18 protein-coding genes and 1 tRNA gene are annotated in these 22,983 nt (G+C 38.9%); 14 read left to right on the top strand and 5 right to left on the bottom strand.

The window, feature by feature from the left end:
• Positions 1 to 202: 202 nt before the first annotated feature.
• Positions 203 to 276: transfer RNA gene (locus HC176_RS08450), tRNA-Arg, on the bottom strand.
• A gap of 268 nt (positions 277 to 544) precedes the next feature.
• Between HC176_RS08450 and HC176_RS08445 the strand changes: the two genes are divergently transcribed.
• The 7 genes from HC176_RS08445 to HC176_RS08415 all read left to right on the top strand — a co-directional run bounded on the left by HC176_RS08445 (position 545) and on the right by HC176_RS08415 (position 7,333).
• Positions 545 to 1,537: a GntR family transcriptional regulator gene (locus tag HC176_RS08445; RefSeq protein ID WP_342448676.1), complete on the top strand. Its 993-nt coding sequence runs from the start codon at positions 545 to 547 to the stop codon at positions 1,535 to 1,537.
• Positions 1,538 to 1,549: 12 nt separating this feature from the next.
• On the top strand, positions 1,550 to 2,719 hold the full coding sequence (gene galK / locus HC176_RS08440) for a galactokinase (RefSeq protein WP_167917754.1): 1,170 nt from the start codon (positions 1,550 to 1,552) through the stop codon (positions 2,717 to 2,719).
• Entirely contained in the window at positions 2,716 to 3,738 is a 1,023-nt protein-coding gene (locus HC176_RS08435; protein ID WP_167917753.1) for a UDP-glucose--hexose-1-phosphate uridylyltransferase, read from the top strand. The genes galK and HC176_RS08435 overlap by 4 nt, the downstream gene beginning before the upstream one ends.
• Before the next feature lie 238 nt (positions 3,739 to 3,976).
• Positions 3,977 to 5,539: a hypothetical protein gene (locus tag HC176_RS08430; protein ID WP_167917752.1), complete on the top strand. Its 1,563-nt coding sequence runs from the start codon at positions 3,977 to 3,979 to the stop codon at positions 5,537 to 5,539.
• A 100-nt stretch (positions 5,540 to 5,639) separates the two neighbouring features.
• Positions 5,640 to 6,221 (top strand): Crp/Fnr family transcriptional regulator, encoded by a 582-nt coding sequence (locus HC176_RS08425; protein WP_167917751.1) that lies wholly within the window; start codon positions 5,640 to 5,642, stop codon positions 6,219 to 6,221.
• Between the two features lie 64 nt (positions 6,222 to 6,285).
• Positions 6,286 to 6,918, top strand: coding sequence for a hypothetical protein (locus HC176_RS08420; protein ID WP_209309692.1), 633 nt, complete (start codon positions 6,286 to 6,288; stop codon positions 6,916 to 6,918).
• Positions 6,902 to 7,333, top strand: a complete 432-nt coding sequence (locus HC176_RS08415; RefSeq protein WP_167917750.1) for a DUF6326 family protein — start codon at positions 6,902 to 6,904, stop codon at positions 7,331 to 7,333. Before HC176_RS08420 ends, HC176_RS08415 begins: the two co-directional genes overlap by 17 nt.
• 187 nt (positions 7,334 to 7,520) lie before the next feature.
• On the opposite strand, the gene glyA is transcribed toward HC176_RS08415, so the two are convergent.
• Positions 7,521 to 8,792 carry a serine hydroxymethyltransferase gene (gene glyA / locus HC176_RS08410; RefSeq protein ID WP_167917749.1) on the bottom strand — a complete coding sequence of 424 codons (1,272 nt, stop codon included), beginning with the start codon at positions 8,790 to 8,792 and terminating at the stop codon, positions 7,521 to 7,523.
• Positions 8,793 to 8,998: 206 nt separating this feature from the next.
• Between glyA and fahA the strand changes: the two genes are divergently transcribed.
• Positions 8,999 to 10,282, top strand: a complete 1,284-nt coding sequence (gene fahA, locus HC176_RS08405; protein WP_167917748.1) for a fumarylacetoacetase — start codon at positions 8,999 to 9,001, stop codon at positions 10,280 to 10,282.
• Between the two features lie 208 nt (positions 10,283 to 10,490).
• The gene (locus HC176_RS08400) at positions 10,491 to 11,675 is read left to right on the top strand and encodes a hypothetical protein (RefSeq protein WP_167917747.1); all 1,185 of its coding nucleotides are present in this window, start codon (positions 10,491 to 10,493) and stop codon (positions 11,673 to 11,675) included.
• A 72-nt stretch (positions 11,676 to 11,747) separates the two neighbouring features.
• Here the strand turns inward: HC176_RS08400 and HC176_RS08395 are convergent, their stop codons facing one another.
• From HC176_RS08395 to ytxJ, 3 genes are all read right to left on the bottom strand, one after another.
• Positions 11,748 to 12,836 carry an adenylate/guanylate cyclase domain-containing protein gene (locus tag HC176_RS08395; protein ID WP_167917746.1) on the bottom strand — a complete coding sequence of 363 codons (1,089 nt, stop codon included), beginning with the start codon at positions 12,834 to 12,836 and terminating at the stop codon, positions 11,748 to 11,750.
• A 69-nt stretch (positions 12,837 to 12,905) separates the two neighbouring features.
• A complete protein-coding gene (locus HC176_RS08390; RefSeq protein ID WP_167917745.1) occupies positions 12,906 to 13,313 on the bottom strand; it encodes a gamma-glutamylcyclotransferase family protein in 408 nt (135 codons plus the stop codon).
• Positions 13,314 to 13,316: 3 nt separating this feature from the next.
• On the bottom strand, positions 13,317 to 13,706 hold the full coding sequence (gene ytxJ / locus HC176_RS08385; protein WP_167917744.1) for a bacillithiol system redox-active protein YtxJ: 390 nt from the start codon (positions 13,704 to 13,706) through the stop codon (positions 13,317 to 13,319).
• A 203-nt stretch (positions 13,707 to 13,909) separates the two neighbouring features.
• Here ytxJ and clpB point away from each other — a divergent pair, with 203 nt between their 5' ends.
• From clpB to HC176_RS08360, 5 genes are all read left to right on the top strand, one after another.
• Complete coding sequence (clpB, locus tag HC176_RS08380) at positions 13,910 to 16,516, top strand: ATP-dependent chaperone ClpB (protein WP_167917743.1); 2,607 nt, start codon at positions 13,910 to 13,912, stop codon at positions 16,514 to 16,516.
• Positions 16,517 to 16,872: 356 nt separating this feature from the next.
• Positions 16,873 to 19,398 carry a PIG-L family deacetylase gene (locus HC176_RS08375; RefSeq protein ID WP_167917742.1) on the top strand — a complete coding sequence of 842 codons (2,526 nt, stop codon included), beginning with the start codon at positions 16,873 to 16,875 and terminating at the stop codon, positions 19,396 to 19,398.
• A 116-nt stretch (positions 19,399 to 19,514) separates the two neighbouring features.
• Positions 19,515 to 21,227 carry a sodium:solute symporter family protein gene (locus tag HC176_RS08370; RefSeq protein ID WP_167917741.1) on the top strand — a complete coding sequence of 571 codons (1,713 nt, stop codon included), beginning with the start codon at positions 19,515 to 19,517 and terminating at the stop codon, positions 21,225 to 21,227.
• Complete coding sequence (locus tag HC176_RS08365) at positions 21,205 to 22,191, top strand: Gfo/Idh/MocA family protein (protein WP_167917740.1); 987 nt, start codon at positions 21,205 to 21,207, stop codon at positions 22,189 to 22,191. Before HC176_RS08370 ends, HC176_RS08365 begins: the two co-directional genes overlap by 23 nt.
• Before the next feature lie 73 nt (positions 22,192 to 22,264).
• Complete coding sequence (locus HC176_RS08360; RefSeq protein ID WP_167917739.1) at positions 22,265 to 22,960, top strand: DsbA family oxidoreductase; 696 nt, start codon at positions 22,265 to 22,267, stop codon at positions 22,958 to 22,960.
• Positions 22,961 to 22,983 lie beyond the last annotated feature (23 nt).

The raw sequence follows: 22,983 nt of genomic DNA, 5'->3' as shown, positions 1-22,983 counted from the left end.
TAAAACTAAAATGGTCTACCAAAAAATCAGGTAGCAATAAGGATAGTAATTCTTTAGAAATTTCCACAAATTTAATTTTCCCCAAAGATAAAACTATTTAACTCCCCAACTTTTAGGACTGATCCGTGTTTTTTGATTTTCAAAATTCTAAGAAAACCCCGTTAAAACAAAAAAGCCACGCTATTACTAGCATGGCCTCTTGTGATCGCGACAGGATTCGAACCTGTGACCGTCTGCTTAGAAGGCAGATGCTCTATCCAGCTGAGCTACGCGACCTATTGGAAAACTCATTTATTTTCCGGTGCGCAAATATAAAAATTAACTCTAAATCTAACCAAAAGAAATACCATAATTTTAAAATAATTAATTACGGATCCGAACAAACACTTCTAATATATTCTTTTTCAACAAGTTAAAAATAGTTATTAGCTTAATTTTATCAGACAAATTTTAATTTTAAAATTTCTTATTGCCTAATGTAAGGAAATTTACAAAATCCTACTGGTACCTACCAGTTGTTTTTTATTATATTTGCACCATGAGCATGATTGAAATAAAAAATAAGGCAGGAAAACCCAAGTACAAACAAATAGTAAATTCTATTGAAAACGCTATTGTATCAGGAAAACTCAAAAAAGGAGAACAGCTACCCTCTTTAAACAGTATCAGTGAGGCTCAAAACGTTTCAAGAGACACTGTTCTGATGGCTTTTAATGAACTAAAAACCAGGGGTATTATCGAGTCGGTTGTCGGTAAAGGCTATTTTTTGGTTAACGACAATATTGAAATAGCCCAGAAAGTTTTTCTTCTGTTTGACGAATTAAATTCATTTAAAGAAGACCTGTACAGTTCGCTCATTAACAATCTCGAAGAAGATATTCGGGTAGACACCTTTTTCCACCATTTTAATAAAGACATGTTTCGAAAACTGATTGACGAAAACAACGGGCTATACAATTATTACGTAATCATGCCTGCTAATTTGGAACAAACTAATTTGGTGTTGGAAAAACTCCCAAAAGACAATGTTTATATCTTGGATCAAACTCATCCCGAACTATCCGAATACTACGGTATTTATCAAAATTTTGAAAAGGATATATTCAACAATCTTGAAAAAGCCCTAAACCTCATTTCAAAATACAAAAAATTAATCCTTATTTTTAATGAAGACAAGCAGCCGTTAGGCATGCTCAAAGGATTCATCAATTTTTGCAAAAAGTATTCAGTAAAAAATGAGATTATCAGTTCCTTTAAAAATAGAAATCTAAGCCATGGTGAAATTTACATTATCCCAGACGACAAAGACTTGCTCCGAATCATAAAAAAAATCAAAACCGATAGCCTCAAGCTGGCTGAAGATGTCGGTATCATTTCATACAATGACAACCTCTTAAAAGAGATTGTTGAAGGCGGCATTACCACCATTTCAACAGATTTTCATCACATGGGCGAACAATTGGCAAACATGATCATCAACAAGCAGCAACTACAAATAGAAAATAAGAACGAACTTATTTTAAGAAACTCACTGTAACACCATATTAATATGAGTAATCAATTAACTAATGAAGTAAAAGCGCAATTTTTGGCGCATTTCAAAACCGAGCCACTACTTATTTTTTCCCCTGGAAGAATCAATATTATAGGGGAACACACCGATTATAACGACGGTTTTGTGTTTCCAGCAGCAGTCGATAAAGGCATTGCAGCAGCCATTCAAAAAAGCGATTCCGATAAGAGTACGGCTTATGCTTTGGACTTGGATAGTAAAATCGAATTCGATTTAAACAATTTAAAGCCATCCAAGGAAGGCAGTTGGGAAAACTATGTTTTTGGTGTTGTGGCCGAAATACAAAACCGCAATAAAGTGGTCGGTAATTTTAATATCGTGTTCAAGGGCGATATTCCTAGTGGTGCTGGCATGTCCTCTTCTGCGGCACTTGAAAACAGTGTAGTTTTTGGGCTGAATGAATTGTTTGATTTAGGTCTTTCAAAAGAAGAAATGATTCTAATTTCACAAAAAGCAGAACACAACTATGTGGGCGTAAAATGTGGTATTATGGACCAATACGCTAGTATGTTTGGTATAAAAAATAATGCCTTGCTTTTAGATTGCCGTACGGTAAAAGCCAAACCTTACGAAATCGATTTTAAAGACCACCAATTAATGCTTATCAATACCAATGTTAAGCACAGCCTTTCAGACAGTGCTTATAACGACCGCCGATCGGCATGCGAAAATATTGCTGAACTTCTGGGCATCAAAGCGCTAAGGGATGCTTCCGAAGATGATCTTAAAACCATAAAAGATAAAGTGACTCCTGAAAATTACCAAAAGGCCCTGTACGTTATACAGGAAAACGAGCGTGCCCAAAAAGCTTCAAAGGCTATTGAGGACAACGATTTGGAAACCTTAGGAGCATTGATATATGCTTCCCATAATGGGCTTTCAACCCAATTTAAAGTGAGCTGCGACGAACTCGACTTTTTAGTCGAACAGGCAAAGACCAACAAAAAAGTTTTAGGCGCCCGAATGATGGGCGGTGGTTTTGGCGGATGCACCATTAATTTAATTGCAAAGGATGAAGCCCAAAACTTTGCTGAAACAGCATCAAAAGCTTACGAAGAAAAATTCAATAAAGCATGCTCGGTGTATTTTATTCAATTGGAAGATGGCACCCATATAGTCAACCAATCAAACAAAGAACTAAAATGAACAATACAGATTTACAAGATTACTCGCATAAACGATTAAATATATTAACGGGCGAATGGGTTTTGGTATCGCCGCATCGTGCTAAACGTCCGTGGCAAGGACAAAACGAAGCCGTAAATAACGAAGTGCGTCCCAGTTACGACGAATCGTGTTACCTCTGTGCCGGAAACACGCGTATTAACGGTGAAGTAAACCCCAACTACGAAGATGTTTTTGTGTTTACCAACGATTTTGCTGCTCTGCAAAGCGACTCAAAAACCTTCTCTGTAAACGACGGACTCTTAACCGCAGAAAGCGAAACGGGCATCTGTAAAGTGATTTGCTTCAGCCCAGACCATTCCAAGAGTTTGGCCGATATGAATCCCAAAGAAATTGAAAAAGTAGTTGTAGCATGGCAAAAAGAATATAAAGAGCTTGGCGATAATCCGAACATCAATTATGTTCAAATTTTTGAAAACAAAGGTGCTGTTATGGGGTGCAGCAATCCGCACCCACATGGTCAAATTTGGAGTCAATCTACGCTTCCTAACGAAGTACTCAAGAAAAACACACAACAACTCAATTATTTCAACAAGAATAACAGCAGCCTTTTGGGCGATTACTTAAAACAAGAACTGGAAAAACAGGAACGCATTATTTTTGAAAATGACAGTTTTGTGGTTTTGGTGCCCTTTTGGGCGGTGTGGCCTTTTGAAACTATGATTGTTCCCAAAAAACATCAAACCAACATTTTAGAAATGGATGCCAACGAAGCGTATCAATATGCTGAAGCCATTGCTGTAATAACCAAAGCATACGATAAAATTTTCAACACCTCGTTCCCCTACTCCAGCGGTATCCACCAAGCGCCAACCAACGGAGAAGACAATAAACATTGGCACTGGCACATGAGTTTTTATCCACCGTTATTACGTAGTGCCACGGTTAAAAAGTTTATGGTAGGCTACGAAATGTTTGGCTCACCACAGCGCGATATCACTGCCGAATCGGCCGTAAAAATGATTCGGGAGCTATTGTAATTAATTGTAAGTAGTGCTACTAAAAATTTTAAGAGGCTGCTTGAAAAGTTAGAAGAACGTTATGCTGAACATGTTTCAGAATCACATCGTTTGGATTATCAAATTTGATGAGAACCTGAAACAAGTTCAGGTTGACAAAAAATGCACTTTTCAGACAGCTTTTTTTATTTTTCCATTCATCCATACTAAATCATCCCTTCAAAAGTTATATTTTTAGCCTTTAAAATATACACTTTTAATGAAACGTTGCGTTTACTCGATATTGATTTTAGGATTTTTAATGCTGTGGAGCTCGTGCCGCAAAGATTTCGATTTTTCGCGCAGTAAGGGTAATTTGGCATTCTCGGCAGATACGCTCTATTTAGACACCGTATTTACCAATATTGGTTCAAGTACATACAAATTAAAGGTTTATAACCAAAGTAATGAAGACATTGTTGTACCTAGCGTTAGGTTAAGGTTGGGCGAAAACTCGGGTTACCGACTAAACATTGATGGTATAGCCGGAAAATCATTTGAAAATGTCGAAATCCTCTCGAAAGATAGCCTGTTCATTTTTGTAGAAACCACATACGATATTGAAAACCTGTCTGTTGACAAAAATCAATTTCTTTACATCGATGCCATTAAATTCGATGTGGGCAGTTACGAACAGAACGTTGAATTAGTGTCCCTCATTCAAGATGCTATTTTTATTCATCCCGATCGCGATGAAACTACAAAAGTAATCGAAACGATAAAATCCTTTGATGGAAACGAAGTTGTTGACACCGGTATTCAAGGAAGAGTGTTACTACCCAACGAACTAAATTTCACAAACGAAAAACCTTATGTTATATACGGATTCGCGGTGGTTCCCAACGGGGAAATTTTAAATATAGACCCCGGAGCCAGAGTTCATTTCCACGATAATTCCGGTTTAATAGTTCCGGCAGATGCCTCTATACATTCAAACGGTAATTTAAGCTCAGACCCTGATGCCTTAGAAAATGAAGTGATTTTTGAAGGTGACCGCTTAGAACCGTTATACAGTAATGTGCCCGGGCAATGGAGTGCCATTTGGTTACTGGAAGGCAGCACAAACAACATCTTTAATTACACCACAATTAAAAATGCAACGGTTGGGATTTTTAGCGAAGGCGACCCAAATTCCAATAAATTAACGATCACTAACTCCCAAATATACAACTCCAGTAGTTTTGGTATTTTAGGCCGAAACACCAGTATTTTAGGAGAAAATGTGGTAATAAACAACTCTGGGCTATCGTCATTCGCCGGTACTTTGGGCGGTAAATACAACTTTACCCATAGCACCATTGCAAACTATTGGAACAACAGTTCACGGCAATTTCCAGCTGTATTGCTCAACAATTTTGTTCTAGATGAAGATGACAATGCCACATTGGCCGATCTTACTGAAGCAAACTTCAATAATTGCATCATTTACGGAAACGACAACCCTGAAATACAAATGGAAGAGATTGAAGATGATAACGTAGTTTTCAACTTTAAATTCACCAATTGCTTGATTCGTTTTGGTAGCCGAAACACCAACCTAACCGGTCCTAATTACGATTTTGATGACACCAATCACTATGAGGGCAACATCTTTAACCAAGACCCCATTTTTTTTAATACCGACCGAAACCAAATGCTCATTGGAGAAGCATCGGCGGCCATTAACCAAGGACTAGCAATTTTTGCTACACAAGTACCCTTCGATATTTTGAATGTTGACCGAACTGATTCTCCTGATTTGGGGGCTTATCAGCATATTATGTTTCCAGAGGAAGAGGAATAATGTTTTTACGCAGTTGAAATAAATCGCCTGAGCTAAACTTGTTTCAGTATTAAAACGACGCACACCCTTGAAGTTGCCTGTAATTACAAGAAAATAAAAAATGACAAATTTATTAATTGACTTTATCTCTAAATACATTGATTTAGATAAAAACGAGAAGGATGTTATAAATTCGTTAGATATTTTCTATTCACAAAAAAAGGGAGACATTTTACTAAAAGAAAATGAAAAATCCAACAAAGGGTATTTTGTTATAAAAGGATGTATCCGCCAGTACTACAATGTAGATGGAAACGAAAAAACAACAGCTTTTTATACAGAGTTAGAAGGGCTAACACCTACTTGTGTGTTAACCAACAAGCCTTCAGAATATTATATAAGTTGTGTAGAAGATTCTATATTGCTAATTTCTACTCCAGATATGGAAAAAGAAGTTTTTGAAAAATTTCCAAAATTTGAGAAATTATGTCGAATATTATCCGAAGAAAACCTATCTAAACAACAAATAGATTTTGATAGTTTTAAAATCTCCTCGCCCGAAGAACGATACCTAAATTTACTCAATAAAAAACCTGACCTTATTCAAAGAATCCCGCAACACCAATTGGCCAGTTTTTTAGGCGTAAAACCACAATCTTTAAGCAGAATAAAAGCAAGGATTATAGAAAAAACAAAACAATAAACTGTTCTTCACTTTAGTGAACGTTTTGAAGGTATAAACCTCTTTAATTTTACATCATCAATAAATGATTAAGATTATGAAGATGCTCAAAAATACCTTGTTAGTGTTATTTTTCACCACCTGTAACATTCTAAATACCCAATACACCAAAGAAGAAATAAAGAAACATCCTTGTATCATAGGGAGTACCGCTTTTGTGTTGATGAATTTCGTTCCTGATGATGAAAGTCCAAATTTTGCTCAACTAAATATTGGCTACAGAATAAGCACAAAAGATGTAGTTTCGTTAGAATTAAAACAATGGCGATATTTTGAACCTTTAGGAATACCTTGGGGCCCTTCAAAGACCGACCCAAACGAAAACTTCCTAGGATATATAAGAGAAAAAGGATTTGCCATTGCTTATCAACGTTTTTTGTGGAAAGGTTTGTACACCGCAGTTCATGTAATGAGCGCCTGGCAAGATTTTATAAATCAAAATGATAAAAAAATTGATAGCGGTTTTCAAATTTTTAATACGTATAGAATTGGTTATCATTTTAATTTCTTCAAAAAAAGATTTTTTATAGAACCTTCATTGGCTATTACACATCGTCCATACCATACTGAAATGCCCATTGGGTTTAAACAGCAAGATGACAAATGGTCTAAGTTCTTTTTTGCAGAACCCGGGTTGCATTTTGGATTTAATTTTTAGTAGTGTGGAAAAGAATTTAGTTTCAAAACTTTGGGTTTCATTGACGGTAAATTATATTTTTTGTGATGTATTTTCGTTATATGATTCTGTTTTTCTAAACGAGCTTCTTAACGGAAATGTTGGAGGAATTGAATTTACAGAATCGTTTCTTTTAGGATTTTCTGTTATTATGGAAATTCCTATGTTAATGATTATAATTACAATGATATTGAATAACAAGGCTTTTAGAATTATAAATATAAGCGTTAGTATTCTTATGATTATCGTTCAAATAGTAAGTTTAGCCACAGGTACAAATAGCAAACATTATATATTTTTCAGCATTATAGAAATTGGGATATTACTACTGATCATCTATCTCGTTTCTAAATATAGATATGAGGAAAAAACTACAGGCAACAACCATAAGAAATAGCTCCATTAGTGCAAAATTTCAAAGTTTTGCTCTATTTTACTAATTTTGTTTTAACAATGAAAATCTAGCTAACCAACACGCTACTTTTCATATACAAAACCGTTAAATGAAACACTAAAAATCAACTTTTTAAAACAAAAAATCCAGCCAAAAGCTGGATTTTTAATATCATTCATTTAAAAGAAAACTACACAAACAAAGGCTTGTCCTTCATCATTTTGTTTACTTTTTCTTTTATGGCTCCTAAAGTAGTATCGTCTTCAAAGTTGGTAATTACTTCATCTATCAATTCTACAATAGCCAACATATCGTTTTCTTTAAGTCCGCGAGTGGTTACAGCGGCAACACCCAAACGGATACCAGAAGTTACAAATGGTGATTTATCATCAAACGGCACCATGTTTTTGTTTACAGTAATATCGGCTTTTACCAAAGCTTCTTCGGCATCTTTACCAGATAAGTTTTTGCTTCGTAAATCAATCAACATACAGTGGTTATCGGTACCACCAGAAATGATGTTATACCCCTTTTCAACCAAAGCATCGGCCATAGTGCTAGCGTTTTTCTTTACTTGCAATTGGTAGTTTAAGAAATCGTCGGTTAAAGCTTCCCCAAAAGCAATCGCTTTTGCCGCGATAATATGCTCTAATGGGCCGCCTTGGTTTCCTGGGAATACCGAAGAATCCAACAACGAAGACATTTTACGCAAGTTTCCGTTTTTCAATTTAATTCCGAAAGGGTTATCAAAATCCTGCCCCATCATAATCATACCCCCTCTTGGTCCACGTAACGTTTTGTGGGTTGTAGTGGTTACAATGTGGCAATGCGGAATCGGGTCGTTTAAAATACCTTTGGCAATTAAACCAGCTGGGTGCGAGATATCTGCCATTAAAATAGCACCAACGCTATCGGCTATTTCTCTAAAACGTTTAAAATCGATATCGCGTGAGTAAGCAGAAGCTCCGGCGATAATCAATTTTGGTTGTTCTTTAGTGGCTATCTCTTGAATTTTATCATAGTTCAACACACCGGTTTCTTGCTCTACCCCATAAAATACTGGGTTGTACAATTTCCCTGAAAAATTTACTGGCGAACCGTGGGTTAGGTGACCACCGTGCGATAAATCGAATCCTAAAATTTTATCGCCCGGTTTTAAACAGCAAGCAAAAACTGCCGTGTTGGCCTGGCTACCAGAGTGTGGCTGAACATTAACATAAGCCGCTCCAAACAAAGCTTTTGCTCTATCGATAGCTATTTGCTCTACTTCATCAACCACTTCGCAACCGCCGTAATAACGTTTTCCGGGGTATCCTTCCGCATATTTATTGGTTAATACCGATCCAGCAGCTTCCATTACTTGTTCGCTCACAAAGTTTTCAGAAGCAATCAACTCAATACCATGTAGTTGACGTTCTTTTTCGGCTTGTATTAGTTCAAAAATTTGTTCGTCACGTTGCATATTAATATAATGTTCTAGTTAAATATTCGGCAAAAATAACAAATAGATTATTTATACCCATCAAAAAACAGTTAATTAGCACCAAGTTATAAACCATCTTTTTAACTGTTAAAACTATCTTACATTTTTTTATATTTTTTCAGATAAAATAAAAAATTTATGTAGGTTTGATGAGAATACTATAACAATAAACACCTAATAAAGTTATGCCATTATCCGCTAACAATCCAGATAGAACATCGTGGTTGCACGTTGATAAAAACTCCGATTTCCCAATTCAGAACATTCCATTTGGGGTGTTTTTAACTCGCGACGATATCATTACCATTGGAACTCGAATTGGTGATACCGCCATAGATTTGGGTGCACTGCACCAGTTGGGATATTTTGAAGGCATTGCCTTAACGGACGATATTTTTCTTCAGGATTCGTTGAACGATTTTATTGCCGACGGAAGAAAAACATGGCGAGCCGTAAGAAACCGCATTGCCGACATTTTTGATAGTAATAACGACACGCTTAAAAACAACAAAAGCCATAAAGAAATCGTGCTATTCCGTTTGGATGAAATTGAAATGCAATTGCCCGTGCAGATTGGCGATTACACCGATTTTTATTCCAGCATGGAACACGCCAAAAATGTGGGCACCATGTTCAGGGATCCCGACAATGCTTTGTTACCGAACTGGCTGCACATTCCGGTAGGCTACCACGGCAGGAGTTCTTCTATTATTCCTTCGGGTATTCCCATTCACCGTCCGCAAGGCCAAACCTTGCCCAACGGTGCTACCGAGTCAGTTTTTGGCCCGAGCAAGCTAGTGGATTTTGAATTGGAAATGGCTTTTATTACTACCGACGCCAACGATTTAGGTGAACCCATCCCCATTGCTGAAGCTGAGGAATATATTTTCGGGTTGGTGCTCATGAACGATTGGAGCGCACGCGACATCCAAAAATGGGAATATGTGCCACTAGGCCCGTTTTTAGCCAAAAGTTTTGCCACTTCCATTTCGCCGTGGATTGTTACACTCGATGCTTTAGAGCCTTATCGCGTTGCTGGGCCGAAACCTGTAAAACCGCAATTGGACTACCTAAAATATAAAGGCAAAAAGAGCTACGATATTAATTTAGAGGTGGCCATTCAGCCCAACGGTGCTAAAGAAACCGTGGTGAGCAAAAGTAACTTTAAATACATGTACTGGACCATGGTACAACAATTGGCGCATCATACCGTAAACGGATGTCCTGTTAATTCCGGCGACATGATGGGGAGCGGTACCATTTCTGGCCCCACCGAAGATAGCTACGGCTCAATGTTAGAGCTCACTTGGAAGGGCGAAAAACCCATTAAATTGAAAGACGGTTCCGAACGTAAATTTATCAATGATAACGACACGGTAATCATGCGTGGCTATTGCGAAAAAGACGGTACCCGTATTGGTTTTGGCGAAGTATCTACCAAACTGTTACCCGTTTTCAATAAGAAATAAATCAAAAATCAATCTCAAAAATATGTGCTCCTTTCAATTTTATTTGAAGGAGCATTTTTTTTAAGACAAAAGAAATTACAAACTAATTTTCTTACTTTATTTTGAAATAAATTCCCATTTCATCGGATTAATTAGTTTTTAATCGGTAGTTTATTTATTTTGGCATCAAAATTGAAAAGCCTTCCGAACAAACCAAAACGATTAACCTATGAAGAAATTTTTACTTTTCAGCTTAGTGGCTCTCATCGCACTATCGTGCAGTACCAGTAGGCAAATAGAAAAGGCCGTAAGCGTGGGCAATTACGATCAAGCTATTTCTTATGCCTTAGATAAATTACGCACCAATAAAGACAAAAAAGGAAAAGCCGATTTTATAATCATGCTCCACGAGGCATACAGCAAAGCCACCGCCCGCGATTTGGATAACATCGATTTTCTTAAAAAAGATAACAATCCTGAAAACTACATTCGTATTTACGATGCCTATGTGGCTTTGGATAATCGCCAAGAGCGCATCAAGCATATCTTACCGCTGTACGTCAATGGAAAGGAAGTCCGTTTTAAACTGTCGAACTACCACAGCCAAATTATTAAAGCCAAAAACAGTGCTTCGGAACAACTATATGTTAATGCGACGAGCATTTTAAAGTCGAAATTGAGCAACAAAACCGATTACCGTTTTGCCTATGATCAATTCCGTGATATTGAAGACATCAACCCCAATTACAAAGATGTGCGACAACTTATTGAAGTGGCACACCAAAAGGGGGCAGACTTTGTTTTGGTTGAAATGATAAACGATACCCGAAAAGTGATTCCGCAGCGATTGGAAGATGATTTATTGAATTTCAGCACTTACGGATTGAATAACCTATGGACGGTGTACCATAACAACCCCACAAACGAGGTAAAGTACGATTACAATATGCGCGTTAATTTGCGGGAAATAAACACTTCGCCCGAACAAATAAGAGAGCGCCAAATCATTAAGGAAAAGCAAATTGTAGATGGCAAAAAACTATTATTGGACGAGCAGTGCAACCAAGTAAAAGACAGCTTGGGCAACGCCATTGAGGTAGACAACCTAAAAACCGTGCGTTGCGAGTTTTACGAATTCACACAATTTAAAGCCGTAAAAGTGGCCGGAAACGTAGAGTATTACAATTTAAACACCAAACAGCTAGCCGATGCCTTTCCGGTGGATAGCGAGTTTGTGTTTGAACATATTTACGCCGATGCCCGTGGCGACCGCCGGGCTTTGGAAACCACACTTCTCCCCTTTTTAAACAACAGACGTGTGCCCTTCCCTACTGAAGAACAAATGATTTTCGACACCGGAGAGGACCTTAAGCTCCAACTGAAAAATATTATAAATTCGTATTCTTTGAATTAAATGATGTAAAAAACGCCCAACTTTGAGTTGGGCGTTTTTTATATCATTTGTCCCGCACCATAAGAGTATCAGCTAAGAAAACCAAGTAACCGCATACAATTCCAAAGCTTCCATTTTACCCCGCAGTTCCGTTTCACCCAATGGCGTCAAAGTATAAGTACCATCAAGTTTTAAAGCCTCTACCAACACTTTGGAAATCAAAACATCAACCCCAAAACTGTTGCACAATGCTTGGATACGTGCGGTAGTATTGAGCACATCGCCCGTAAAAATGATGTCTTTTTTAAGACTTCCTATTTCGCCCGTGGTGACTTTACCCATGTGGAAACCCGCTTTAAAAGTTGGCGCTACACCAAACTGTGTTTTGTACCAATCGGCACGTTGCTGCATGGCGGTTTTCATCTGCGTAAAACAAGCTAGACAATTGTTGTTTTGCAATCCTTTTTTTAATGGCCACGACACCACAATCTCATCGCCCACATATTGGTAAATTTCACCCGAGAATTCAATAATCGCCCCCGACAAATCGCGATAATAGGCATTCAGCAAATCAAAATATCTAACATGCCCTAACTGCTCGGCGATCGTGGTTGAGGATTTCATATCCAAAAACATAAAAATACGTGTTTCCTCTTGGGGTTTATGGTATTTTCCGGTGAGTAAATTGCGTAATACGCCATGCCCCATATTTTCGCTCATCTCCACATAAAACAACGATATACCCAACGATACTCCCAATTGCAAAGCCGTACTCCAAAAAGTCAGGCTTTTTAAAAATACCGCGAACTTAGTCCAAACCGCTTCGCTAAAAACAGACACGCCCAACTCCAAGCTGGCCGCAACAGGAAAAGTGAACAGCAAAATAACAAACAGGAGCAAAATGTAAATAGCCAACTTGCCCAACATTTTTTTTGCAAAACTGTTTTTGGCAAACAACGGATTAATTACATAAAGTTCAATCGTGCCGATAATCAGCCCCAAAACAAAAATGGCACTACACGCAAAAAGCAACACTCTAAGATTAACTTTTATAGCGCCTTCGCCCACAGTGTCGGGTGCTGCGGCGTATTCAATAAACAGAAAAACGAATGCCAACAGCAACCAAATAATACCAAATGGCAATATTCTGGAAAGGTTGTACTTAATGCGCGGTGCGAGCATGGTTGTTGGTTAATGCAGAAAACGAAGTTAACCTTTCTTCATAAAAAAAGAAAGTCTGCCCCAACGTTTTTAGCTATCCGAAACGTGTTTTATAAAATCGCCCGATTTTATTTGACGCAATCCATCTAGCGGTAAATTATAAAGGTAAACAATGGTCTCAACTGGCGTACCATCTACCAAAAAAGCAGTAACCTGATGCTTTTTAAACAAATGTGGTTCGGGGTAATTGGGGCCAGTGCCCTCGTAGTCATCAAGCACTTTAAACACGGCAGCATCGTGTATTTTGAATATTTTTCCGTGTACATTTTCAGAAGTGTTTTCACTTAAAACTGCGCCGGGGTACCAAGATACTTTGTAAAGTTTTCCGTGGAAATAACCATTGCCCAAACACTGGGAATGGGCGTGCAAAAAACTGGCCATATCGTTTCCGGTGTCTTTCAACAACGTGCCGTAAACAAATAAATAAGTTGAAGTCATCGATTAAACAAACTGACTTAAATCCAGATTGTTGATGGCTCCGTGGCTATCGTGCGCCACAACACTTCCGTTTTTAATAGCCAACAATTGCGGCGATTCATGAAGCACTTGAAATTTAGCTGCAATTTCATTGGAAACCTCACGAAAGGCAATTAAATCCAAATAGTATAAATCGGCATCGGTGTCGTTTAAATTGTAATCGGCCTCAAATTGCTTTTTTACCATACGACTAATACCACAACGCGTAGAATGTTTAAAGATGAATTGTGTTTTTTCGTTTGATTTTTGCTGAATATCGTCCAACTGATTAATAGCATTCAATTCAATCCAAGGCAAAGCATTTTCTTCTTTGGGTTCGTCTGAACCTCCAAATAATTTATTTAATAATCCCATAAAACTTCTCTTTCTTTATTAATCATTTTTAACTCAGTCGAATCAAATTTCAAATCTTACAAACGGACAAAAAGTCACTACAAATCAGTATTTAACAGACATTTTGTCTCCCTTACTACATTGGTAAGATAATTGACTTTGTGTGGTTGTAAAAGTAAAAAACAAATCAGGATCTCTAAAAGGGAATCCAAAAAAATAAAAATATGAACCTAAACAATTATACCATAAAATCGCAGGAAGCCATCCAGCAAGCGCAACAAACTGCGCAAGGCTTGGGGCACCAACAAATAGAAAATGAACACCTTTTTAAAGGCATTTTTGAGGTGGATGAAAACGTTTTACCTTTCATTTTGAAAAAATTGAACGTTAACGTTTCAATACTTCAACAAGCTTTAGACAAGCAGCTGGAAAGTTTTTCTAAAGTTTCGGGTGGCGAATTCATGCTTTCTCGCGAAGCTGGAAAATCGCTTAACGAAGCATCGATTATTGCCAAGAAAATGAAAGATGATTATGTATCGATTGAACATTTGATTTTGGCGATTTTTAAATCGAATAGTAAAATAGCACAGATGTTGAAAGACCAAGGTGTTACCGAAAAAACCTTGAACGCCGCTATTGCCGAATTACGCCAAGGCGACCGCGTAACATCGCAAAGCCAGGAAGACACCTACAACTCTCTGGGCAAATACGCTAAAAATTTAAACCAACTGGCCAAAGATGGCAAGTTAGATCCGGTAATTGGTCGTGATGAAGAAATACGAAGAATTCTTCAAATTTTATCACGTCGTACCAAAAACAATCCGATTTTGGTTGGCGAACCCGGTACGGGTAAAACGGCTATTGCGGAAGGTTTGGCCCATCGAATTATTGATGGCGATATTCCTGAAAACTTAAAAGACAAACAAATTTTCGCCCTTGATATGGGTGCATTAATTGCCGGCGCAAAATACAAAGGTGAATTTGAAGAGCGCTTAAAAGCCGTAATTAAAGAAGTAACCAGTAGCGATGGAGACATTGTACTGTTTATTGATGAAATCCACACCCTGGTTGGTGCGGGTGGTGGCCAAGGCGCCATGGATGCAGCCAATATTTTAAAACCTGCATTGGCTCGTGGCGAGCTGCGCGCCATTGGTGCCACCACTTTAGATGAGTACCAAAAATACTTTGAGAAAGACAAGGCTCTGGAACGACGTTTCCAGAAAGTTACGGTGAATGAACCCGATACCGAAAGTGCCATTTCCATACTTCGCGGTATCAAGGAAAAGTACGAAACACACCATAAAGTGCGTATTAAGGATGATGCTATTATTGGCGCGGTTGAATTGTCGCAACGCTACATCACCAACCGTTTTTTACCCGATAAAGCCATCGATTTAATGGATGAGGCTGCTTCAAAAATGCGCATGGAAATCAACTCCAAACCAGAAGAATTGGATGTTTTGGATCGAAAAATCATGCAGCTTGAAATTGAAATCGAAGCCATTAAACGCGAAAAAGACGAGGCGAAATTGAAAAGCCTGCGTTCCGATTTAGCAAACCTAAAAGAAGAACGTAACGAAATCAATGCCAAATGGAAAAGTGAAAAAGAAGTGGTCGATAATATCCAAAACACCAAACAGGATATTGAAAACTTCAAATTGGAAGCCGAAAGGGCCGAGCGTGAAGGCGAGTACGGAAAAGTGGCCGAATTGCGCTACGGTAAAATAAAACAAGCCCAAGAGCAACTTGAAATCTTTCAAAAGCAATTGCAGGAACAAAGTGAAAATTCCTTAATAAAAGAGGAAGTGACTTATGACGATATTGCCGAAGTGGTTGCCAAGTGGACAGGCATACCCGTTACCAAAATGCTGCAAAGTGAACGCGAGAAGCTTTTGAAGCTGGAAGACGAATTGCACAAACGTGTGGTTGGCCAGGAGGAAGCCATTGAAGCCGTGAGTGACGCCGTAAGACGTAGCCGTGCCGGATTGCAAAATCCACAAAAGCCGGTCGGCACCTTTTTGTTCCTCGGAACCACTGGTGTTGGTAAAACCGAATTGGCAAAAGCCTTGGCGGAATACTTGTTCGACGACGAAAACGCCATGACCAGAATTGACATGAGCGAATATCAAGAACGCCACGCCGTAAGTCGATTGGTAGGTGCGCCTCCAGGATACGTAGGTTATGATGAAGGCGGACAACTGACCGAAGCCGTGAGAAGAAAACCGTATTCGGTGGTGCTGCTTGATGAAATTGAAAAGGCACACCCCGATGCATTCAACATCTTGCTACAGGTATTGGATGAAGGCCGATTAACCGACAACAAAGGACGAGTGGCCGATTTTAAAAATACCATTATCATCATGACTTCCAACATTGGAAGCCACATTATTCAAGAGCGTTTTGAAGCCACAAAAGACATAGAAACGGCCATAGAAGTCGCCAAAGTAGATGTATTGGCGCTGTTAAAACAATCGGTGCGGCCTGAGTTTTTAAACCGAATAGACGATACTATTATGTTTACGCCTTTAAGCAAGGAAAACATTATCGATATTGTAGAACTACAGCTTAAAAACATCACTAAAATGATAGCCAAACAAGGTATCACTTTTGATGCTACACCAGAAGCCGTGAGTTACTTGGCCGACAAAGGTTACAATCCAGAATATGGTGCCCGACCTGTAAAACGCGTCATCCAAAAAGAAGTGCTTAACGCTTTAAGTAAAGAGATTTTGGCGGGGAAAGTCACAACAGATAGCATCATTTTACTCGATGCATTTGACGATAAACTGGTGTTTAGAAACCAAGGCGACCTCGTTCAAGAAAAATTTTAAGATTTATTAGTTTGATTGACTACCCGAGTAATCGGGATAAAAAAAAAGCAACACAGTCCATAAAAAATACTAGTGTTGCTTTTTTTATTTAAAACTGTAAACCCTTCAAACATTTCGTGTCTAATCAAAAACATGATAATAACGCATGGATTCCATTCAACAGTTATTCTTCGAGCAGCATGCACGCCCCATTATTCCCGCCGAACCGCAAGAACCAAGTCCCGACTCTGAAAAAATGAGCTATAAACAAATTTAAAAATCAACAGTGTGTCGCTATAGCTTAACCGTTAAATAAAGTTTAAAACCAGCCCAAACGCTGGTTTCTTTTTTATATTTGATTTCTTTAACATAACACGATGCAAAGAACTTTACTCTACCTGTTTTTATTCGTATTTACTTGGGCTTCTCTTCAAGCCCAAAAACCTAAAACCCCATCTTCCACCGAAATTTATAAATCCATCCAAAAACTTAATGTTTTGGGCTCGGTGCTTTATGTGGCGGCACACCCCGACGATGAAAACACCCGACTGATTTCGTACATATCCAACCATTTAAACGTCAATACAGCTTACTTATCGTTAACCCGTGGCGATGGCGGACAAAACCTTATAGGTCCTGAAATCAGGGGACTTTTGGGCGTCATCCGCACCCAGGAACTTTTAGCGGCCAGACGTGTTGATGGTGGCGAACAAGTATTTTCGAGGGCCAACGATTTTGGTTATTCCAAACACCCCGACGAAACTTTCGACATATGGAATAAAAACGAAGTATTGAGCGATGTGGTTTTGGCTATTAGAAAGTTTAAACCCGATGTGATCATCAATCGTTTTGACCACCGCTCGCCCGGCACTACCCACGGCCACCATACCGGTTCGGCCATGTTGAGCATGGAAGCGTTTGATTTGGCCAACAATCCATCTGCCTTTCCCGAGCAACTTGAGCATACTTCCATTTGGCAGCCCAAGCGCATATTTTTTAATACCAGCTGGTGGTTTTATGGCAGCGAGGAAAAGTTTGAACAAGCCGACAAAAGCAACATGCTCAGTTTCGATATTGGCACCTATTATCCACTCACAGGTATCTCAAACAACGAAGTCGCTGCTTTAGCACGGAGCCAGCATTTAAGTCAGGGGTTTGGCACCAACCTACAACGGGGCAATCAAAACGAATACATCGAGTTTTTAAAGGGCGAGCCACTTTTGAACAACAACGATATGTTTTCGGGTATCGATACCTCTTGGAACCGCATTAAAGGCGGAAAGGCCATCGGCAATATTTTGAATGAAGCAGAAGCGAATTTCAATTTTAAAAACCCTTCGGAACATATTCCGCAATTGGTGGAAGCCTACAAATTGCTTCAGAATATTGAGAACGAGCATTGGAAAACCCAAAAATCAAAAGAGCTAAAATCGATTATTGAAATGTGCGCTGGTTTGTATTTAGAGGCTTCAGCCGATACCAGCATAGCCACGCCTTCAGAAACCATTAATGTTAATCTTGAAGTGCTGAACAGAAGCGATGTGCCCATTACTTTGATGAGTTTAATTACCCCAAACCACGCCAACATTTCAAAAAATATCGCATTAAAAAATAACGTAAAATATAATTTTAAAGAACCAATAAAAATTGAAAGCGAAGCTACTTACACCTCACCCTATTGGCTAGAAAAGAAAGGCTCTTTGGGCATGTACCATGTGGATGATAAAACCCTCATTGGCCTCCCGGAAACACCAAAAACTTTAAAAGTCGATTTCCATTTGCAAATTGCAGGCACACCGTTTACATTTTCAAAAAATATTATTCACCGCTACGCCCAACCCGACAAAGGTGAACTGTACCGTCCGTTTGAAATCATTCCCGAAGTATCGGTTGCCCTTACCGAAAAAGTGATTATTTTCAGCGACAATAAACCACGCGACATTCACGTTACGGTTAAGGCCGGCCGCGATAACTTGACGGGCTACGTACAAATAGCGCATCCTGAAAACTGGAACATTTACCCCAAAAAGCAAAAGATAAACATAGCCAACAAAGGCGAAGAACAAACATTGGTTTACACGGTTATTCCGCCCAAAAACAAAAATGAAGGCTTCTTAAAACCCACGGCTCATATTGAAAATAAAACCTACGCCAAAAAACTTATTGAAATTGATTATAATCATATTCCGTTTCAAACAGTTTTATTGCCCAGCGAAAGTAAAATTGTGCGTTTAGATATTAAAAAGAAAGGTGACAATATTGCTTACATTCCTGGTGCGGGCGATGTGGTTCCTGAAAGTTTACACGAAATTGGGTACAACGTTAGCGTGTTGAATCCTTCTGAAATTACTCCCGAAACCTTAAAGCATTTTGATGCCGTTGTAGTCGGCATACGGGCATACAATACCGTAGAAGAACTCAAATTTAAACAGCAAATACTTTTCGATTTTGTGGCCGATGGCGGAAACATGATCGTACAATACAACACCAATAGAGACCTAAAAACTGAAGAGTTGGCTCCGTATGAACTGCACGTATCGCGAGACCGTGTTACCGACGAGCATGCCGAGGTACGCTTTTTAAAACCCGAGCACCCGGTTTTAAATGAACCCAATAAAATTACCCCACAGGATTTTGAAGGCTGGACACAGGAACGCGGACTCTATTTCCCAGATTCTTGGGGCAAGGAATTCACACCCATTTTATCGCTTAACGATAAAGGAGAAAGCCCTAAAAACGGTAGCTTATTGGTCGCCAAACACGGAAAAGGCTATTACATTTATACCGGTTTAAGCTTTTTTAGGGAATTCCCAGCGGGCGTTTCCGGGGCCTACCGATTATTTGCCAATATGCTTTCCATTGGCAAAACAGATAGCAATGAACAAGCGCAACTAAACGATTAATCATGGAAGACAATAAAGCCCCGAAACAAATTTGGCAAAAATGGTATTCCGTAGTTTTAATAGCCAATGCCATTTACTTTTTTGTGTTTTACCTCATAACCAAATCCTTTTAAAATATGCAGATTTTAAGTTGGATTGATTGGACTGTTTTAAGTTTAACACTCGCCGCCATTGTAGCCTACGGTACCTGGCAAACCCGTGGCAGTAAAAATGTAACGGACTATTTACGCGGCGGGAACACCTCTAAATGGTGGACCATCGGGCTATCGGTAATGGCCACTCAAGCCAGTGCGATTACGTTTTTATCTACCCCTGGCCAAGCTTTTAACGACGGTATGGGCTTTGTTCAGTTTTATTTTGGACTGCCTATTGCCATGATTGTGATTTGCATGGTTTTTATTCCCTTATATCACCGATTGAAAGTGTACACGGCATACGAGTTTTTGGAAAATCGCTTCGATTTGAAAACCCGAACCTTGGCGGCCATTTTATTTTTGATTCAACGGGGCTTGGCTGCCGGAATCACCATTTTTGCACCAGCCATTATTTTGTCGGTGGTTTTGGGTTGGGACTTACTAACGCTTAACATCGCCATTGGCGTACTCGTAATTATTTACACCGTTTCGGGTGGTACACGAGCGGTAAACGTTACCCAAAAGCATCAAATGTTGGTGATTTTTATTGGGATGCTGGTCGCTTTCTTTTTGATTGTTGACAAACTTCCGCAAGATATCACCTTTAAAAAAGCACTTGATATCGCTGGTGCCAGTGGCAAGATGGAAGTGCTCGATTTTTCATTTAATCTTAATAACCGCTATACGTTTTGGAGTGGCATTATTGGCGGAACTTTTTTAATGCTTTCATATTTCGGCACCGACCAAAGCCAAGTACAGCGCTACCTTTCGGGGAAATCGGTTAAGGAAATGCAACTGGGACTTATTTTCAATGGACTGCTGAAAATCCCCATGCAGTTTTTCATTCTATTGGTGGGCGTAATGGTATTTGTTTTTTATCAATTTAATGCCTCACCAGTAAATTTCAACCCAACCGCCACCGATTTAGTTTTAAGCTCCGAATATGCGGACGAATACAAAACACTTCAACAAGAACAACAAGCCGTTTTTAACGACAAGCAGAACATTATAGCCGCTTATATTAACAACGAAAACCCCAAAGCAGCCAACTACATTGCTTTGGCCAACGAAGCCCAAAACGACATACGAGCAGAAGCCAGAACACTTATTGATAAAGCTTCAGAAAACCAAGATATAAAAGTGGAAAGCAACGATAAAGATTATGTATTTATCCACTTTATTTTGAACAATTTACCTCGCGGACTTATCGGGCTTTTATTGGCGGTTATTTTAAGTGCTGCCATGTCGAGTACCGCGAGCGAGCTCAATGCTTTAGGCTCGACCACCACCATGGATTTATACAAAAGAAACACCAGTGATAAAACCGAAGAACATATGGTTAAAGCCTCAAAATGGTTTACTTTCGCATGGGGCATCATGGCCATTGCCGTGGCCTGTGTAGCCAATTTGGCCGAAAATTTAATCCAATTGGTAAATATTATTGGCTCTATATTTTACGGCAATGTTTTAGGGATATTCCTGTTAGCGTTCTTCTTTAAATTCGTTAAGGGCAATGCCGTTTTTATTGGGGCACTAATCACCCAAACTATCGTGATTGCACTTTACTTTTTAAATGAATTTGAAATCATTAACCTACCGTTTTTATGGCTAAATTTTGTAGGCTGTATTATCGTGATTGCTCTAGCCTGTTTAATTCAATTAACACAAAAAAATGACACCAGACAAAACATATAAGAAAATAAAATGGGGCATTATTGGCCTCGGAAAAATAGCCGATAAATTTGCCACCGATTTGGCAACCATAAGCGATGCCGAACTGTATGCCGTGGCTTCGCGGTCGCAAGCAAAAGCCGATGAATTTGCAAAAAAACACCACGCCACAAAAGCTTACAACAGCTACGAAGCTTTAGCCAAAGACCCCGATATTGATGCGGTTTACGTAGCTACACCTCATAGCTTGCACAAAGACAACGCCATCATGTGTCTAGAAAACGGCATTGCTGTTTTAGGCGAAAAACCTTTTGCCATGGATGCCTCTGAAGTAGACGACATGATTTCCAAAGCCAAAGAGAAAAACGTCCTATTAATGGAAGCGCTTTGGACCTATTTCTTACCGCATTACCAATATGTTTTAAAGGAACTAAAAAACAAGACCTTCGGCAATATTGTAAAATTGGAAGCTGATTTTGGCTTTACGCGTCCGTACGACACCAACACCCGGCTATTTGCCAAAAATTTGGGCGGCGGTAGTCTGCTCGACATTGGCATCTATCCTATTTTTGCTGCGCTTTCTACTTTAGGAATGCCAAAAAATATTGAAGCCGAGGCCACTTTTTTTGAGAATGGCACCGATAGTACCTGCCACATGCTTTTCGATTATGACAATGGAGCAAAGGCCGAATTAAAAAGTTCATTGATTGAAGAAACGCCCACCCAAGCCATTTTTCATTGCGAAAAAGGCATTTTAAAAATTAATACGCAATTTCATGCGCCATCTACGGTCTCCATTATAAAAAACGGAAAAGAAGAAGTTAAGGATTTTAACTATACCACGATTGGCTATAATTACGAGGCCATCCATTTTAATAAACTGCTAAGAAAAGAAAAAACAGAAAGTGATATCATGACTTTCGATTTCAGTAAAAAACTGATTAAAACACTTGATGAGGTTCGGAAAATTATCGGGCTTGATTATTAAAACCTTCGTTTCTTTAGCGTGAAAGTTTCTTTGGCTTAAAACGTCTAAGTCAAGAAATAAAATAGCAAATATTATGCATATAAAAATATGGTCCGATATCAGATGTCCATTCTGCTATATCGGCAAAAAACACTTTGAAGCGGCGCTGAGCCAATTTCCAAATAAAGATGAAATCACTGTAGAATGGAAAAGCTTCGAGTTAGACCCGAATTTAAAAACCGCGACCGATAAAAATGCAATCGACCATTTTGTTGAAAGCAAAGGAATTGACCCTGAACGAGCCAAACATATGTTTAACAATGTTACCGCCATGGCATCACAAGCAGGTTTGGATTTTAATTTGGAAGCCTCGATTCCGGCGAACACGTTGAAAGCACATCGGTTACTTCATTTGGCTAAACAAGAAGACCTGAGCGACCAAACCAAAGAAGCCCTTTTGAAAGCCCATCTTAGCGAAGGTAAAAATATTGACGACGTAAATGTACTCACCTCCATAGCCTCTGGTTTAGGAATGGATGCCGAAAAAGTAAAGGCCATGTTGGAATCGGATGATTTTACCTATGAAGTGAAACAAGACCAAATGGAAGCCCGAAATTTAGGCATTAATAGCGTGCCATTTTTCGTGATAGACGACCAATACGGTATTTCTGGAGCGCAACCGGTGGAAGTATTTACCGAATCACTTGAAAAGGCTTGGAAAAACAAAAAAAGTAAACTTGAAATGGTTTCTGAAGGCCATAGTTGCGATGTTGATGGCAACTGTAATTAAGATAACTTAATCCGCATAAAAAA

This window comes from Tamlana crocina (genome assembly GCF_012037625.1).
The sequence above is the reverse complement of the archived record's forward strand: the minus strand, read 5'-3'. Positions and strand labels throughout refer to the sequence as shown.

What these genes read in the sequence shown, in the direction of transcription:
- HC176_RS08445 (WP_342448676.1), top strand. Translation starts at nt 545, where the DNA reads ATGATTGAAATAAAAAATAAGGCAGGAAAACCCAAGTACAAACAAATA.
- galK (WP_167917754.1), top strand. Translation starts at nt 1,550, where the DNA reads ATGAGTAATCAATTAACTAATGAAGTAAAAGCGCAATTTTTGGCGCAT.
- HC176_RS08435 (WP_167917753.1), top strand. Translation starts at nt 2,716, where the DNA reads ATGAACAATACAGATTTACAAGATTACTCGCATAAACGATTAAATATA.
- HC176_RS08430 (WP_167917752.1), top strand. Translation starts at nt 3,977, where the DNA reads ATGAAACGTTGCGTTTACTCGATATTGATTTTAGGATTTTTAATGCTG.
- HC176_RS08425 (WP_167917751.1), top strand. Translation starts at nt 5,640, where the DNA reads ATGACAAATTTATTAATTGACTTTATCTCTAAATACATTGATTTAGAT.
- HC176_RS08420 (WP_209309692.1), top strand. Translation starts at nt 6,286, where the DNA reads ATGATTAAGATTATGAAGATGCTCAAAAATACCTTGTTAGTGTTATTT.
- glyA (WP_167917749.1), bottom strand. Translation starts at nt 8,792, where the DNA reads ATGCAACGTGACGAACAAATTTTTGAACTAATACAAGCCGAAAAAGAA.
- fahA (WP_167917748.1), top strand. Translation starts at nt 8,999, where the DNA reads ATGCCATTATCCGCTAACAATCCAGATAGAACATCGTGGTTGCACGTT.
- HC176_RS08400 (WP_167917747.1), top strand. Translation starts at nt 10,491, where the DNA reads ATGAAGAAATTTTTACTTTTCAGCTTAGTGGCTCTCATCGCACTATCG.
- HC176_RS08395 (WP_167917746.1), bottom strand. Translation starts at nt 12,836, where the DNA reads ATGCTCGCACCGCGCATTAAGTACAACCTTTCCAGAATATTGCCATTT.
- HC176_RS08390 (WP_167917745.1), bottom strand. Translation starts at nt 13,313, where the DNA reads ATGACTTCAACTTATTTATTTGTTTACGGCACGTTGTTGAAAGACACC.
- ytxJ (WP_167917744.1), bottom strand. Translation starts at nt 13,706, where the DNA reads ATGGGATTATTAAATAAATTATTTGGAGGTTCAGACGAACCCAAAGAA.
- clpB (WP_167917743.1), top strand. Translation starts at nt 13,910, where the DNA reads ATGAACCTAAACAATTATACCATAAAATCGCAGGAAGCCATCCAGCAA.
- HC176_RS08375 (WP_167917742.1), top strand. Translation starts at nt 16,873, where the DNA reads ATGCAAAGAACTTTACTCTACCTGTTTTTATTCGTATTTACTTGGGCT.
- HC176_RS08370 (WP_167917741.1), top strand. Translation starts at nt 19,515, where the DNA reads ATGCAGATTTTAAGTTGGATTGATTGGACTGTTTTAAGTTTAACACTC.
- HC176_RS08365 (WP_167917740.1), top strand. Translation starts at nt 21,205, where the DNA reads ATGACACCAGACAAAACATATAAGAAAATAAAATGGGGCATTATTGGC.
- HC176_RS08360 (WP_167917739.1), top strand. Translation starts at nt 22,265, where the DNA reads ATGCATATAAAAATATGGTCCGATATCAGATGTCCATTCTGCTATATC.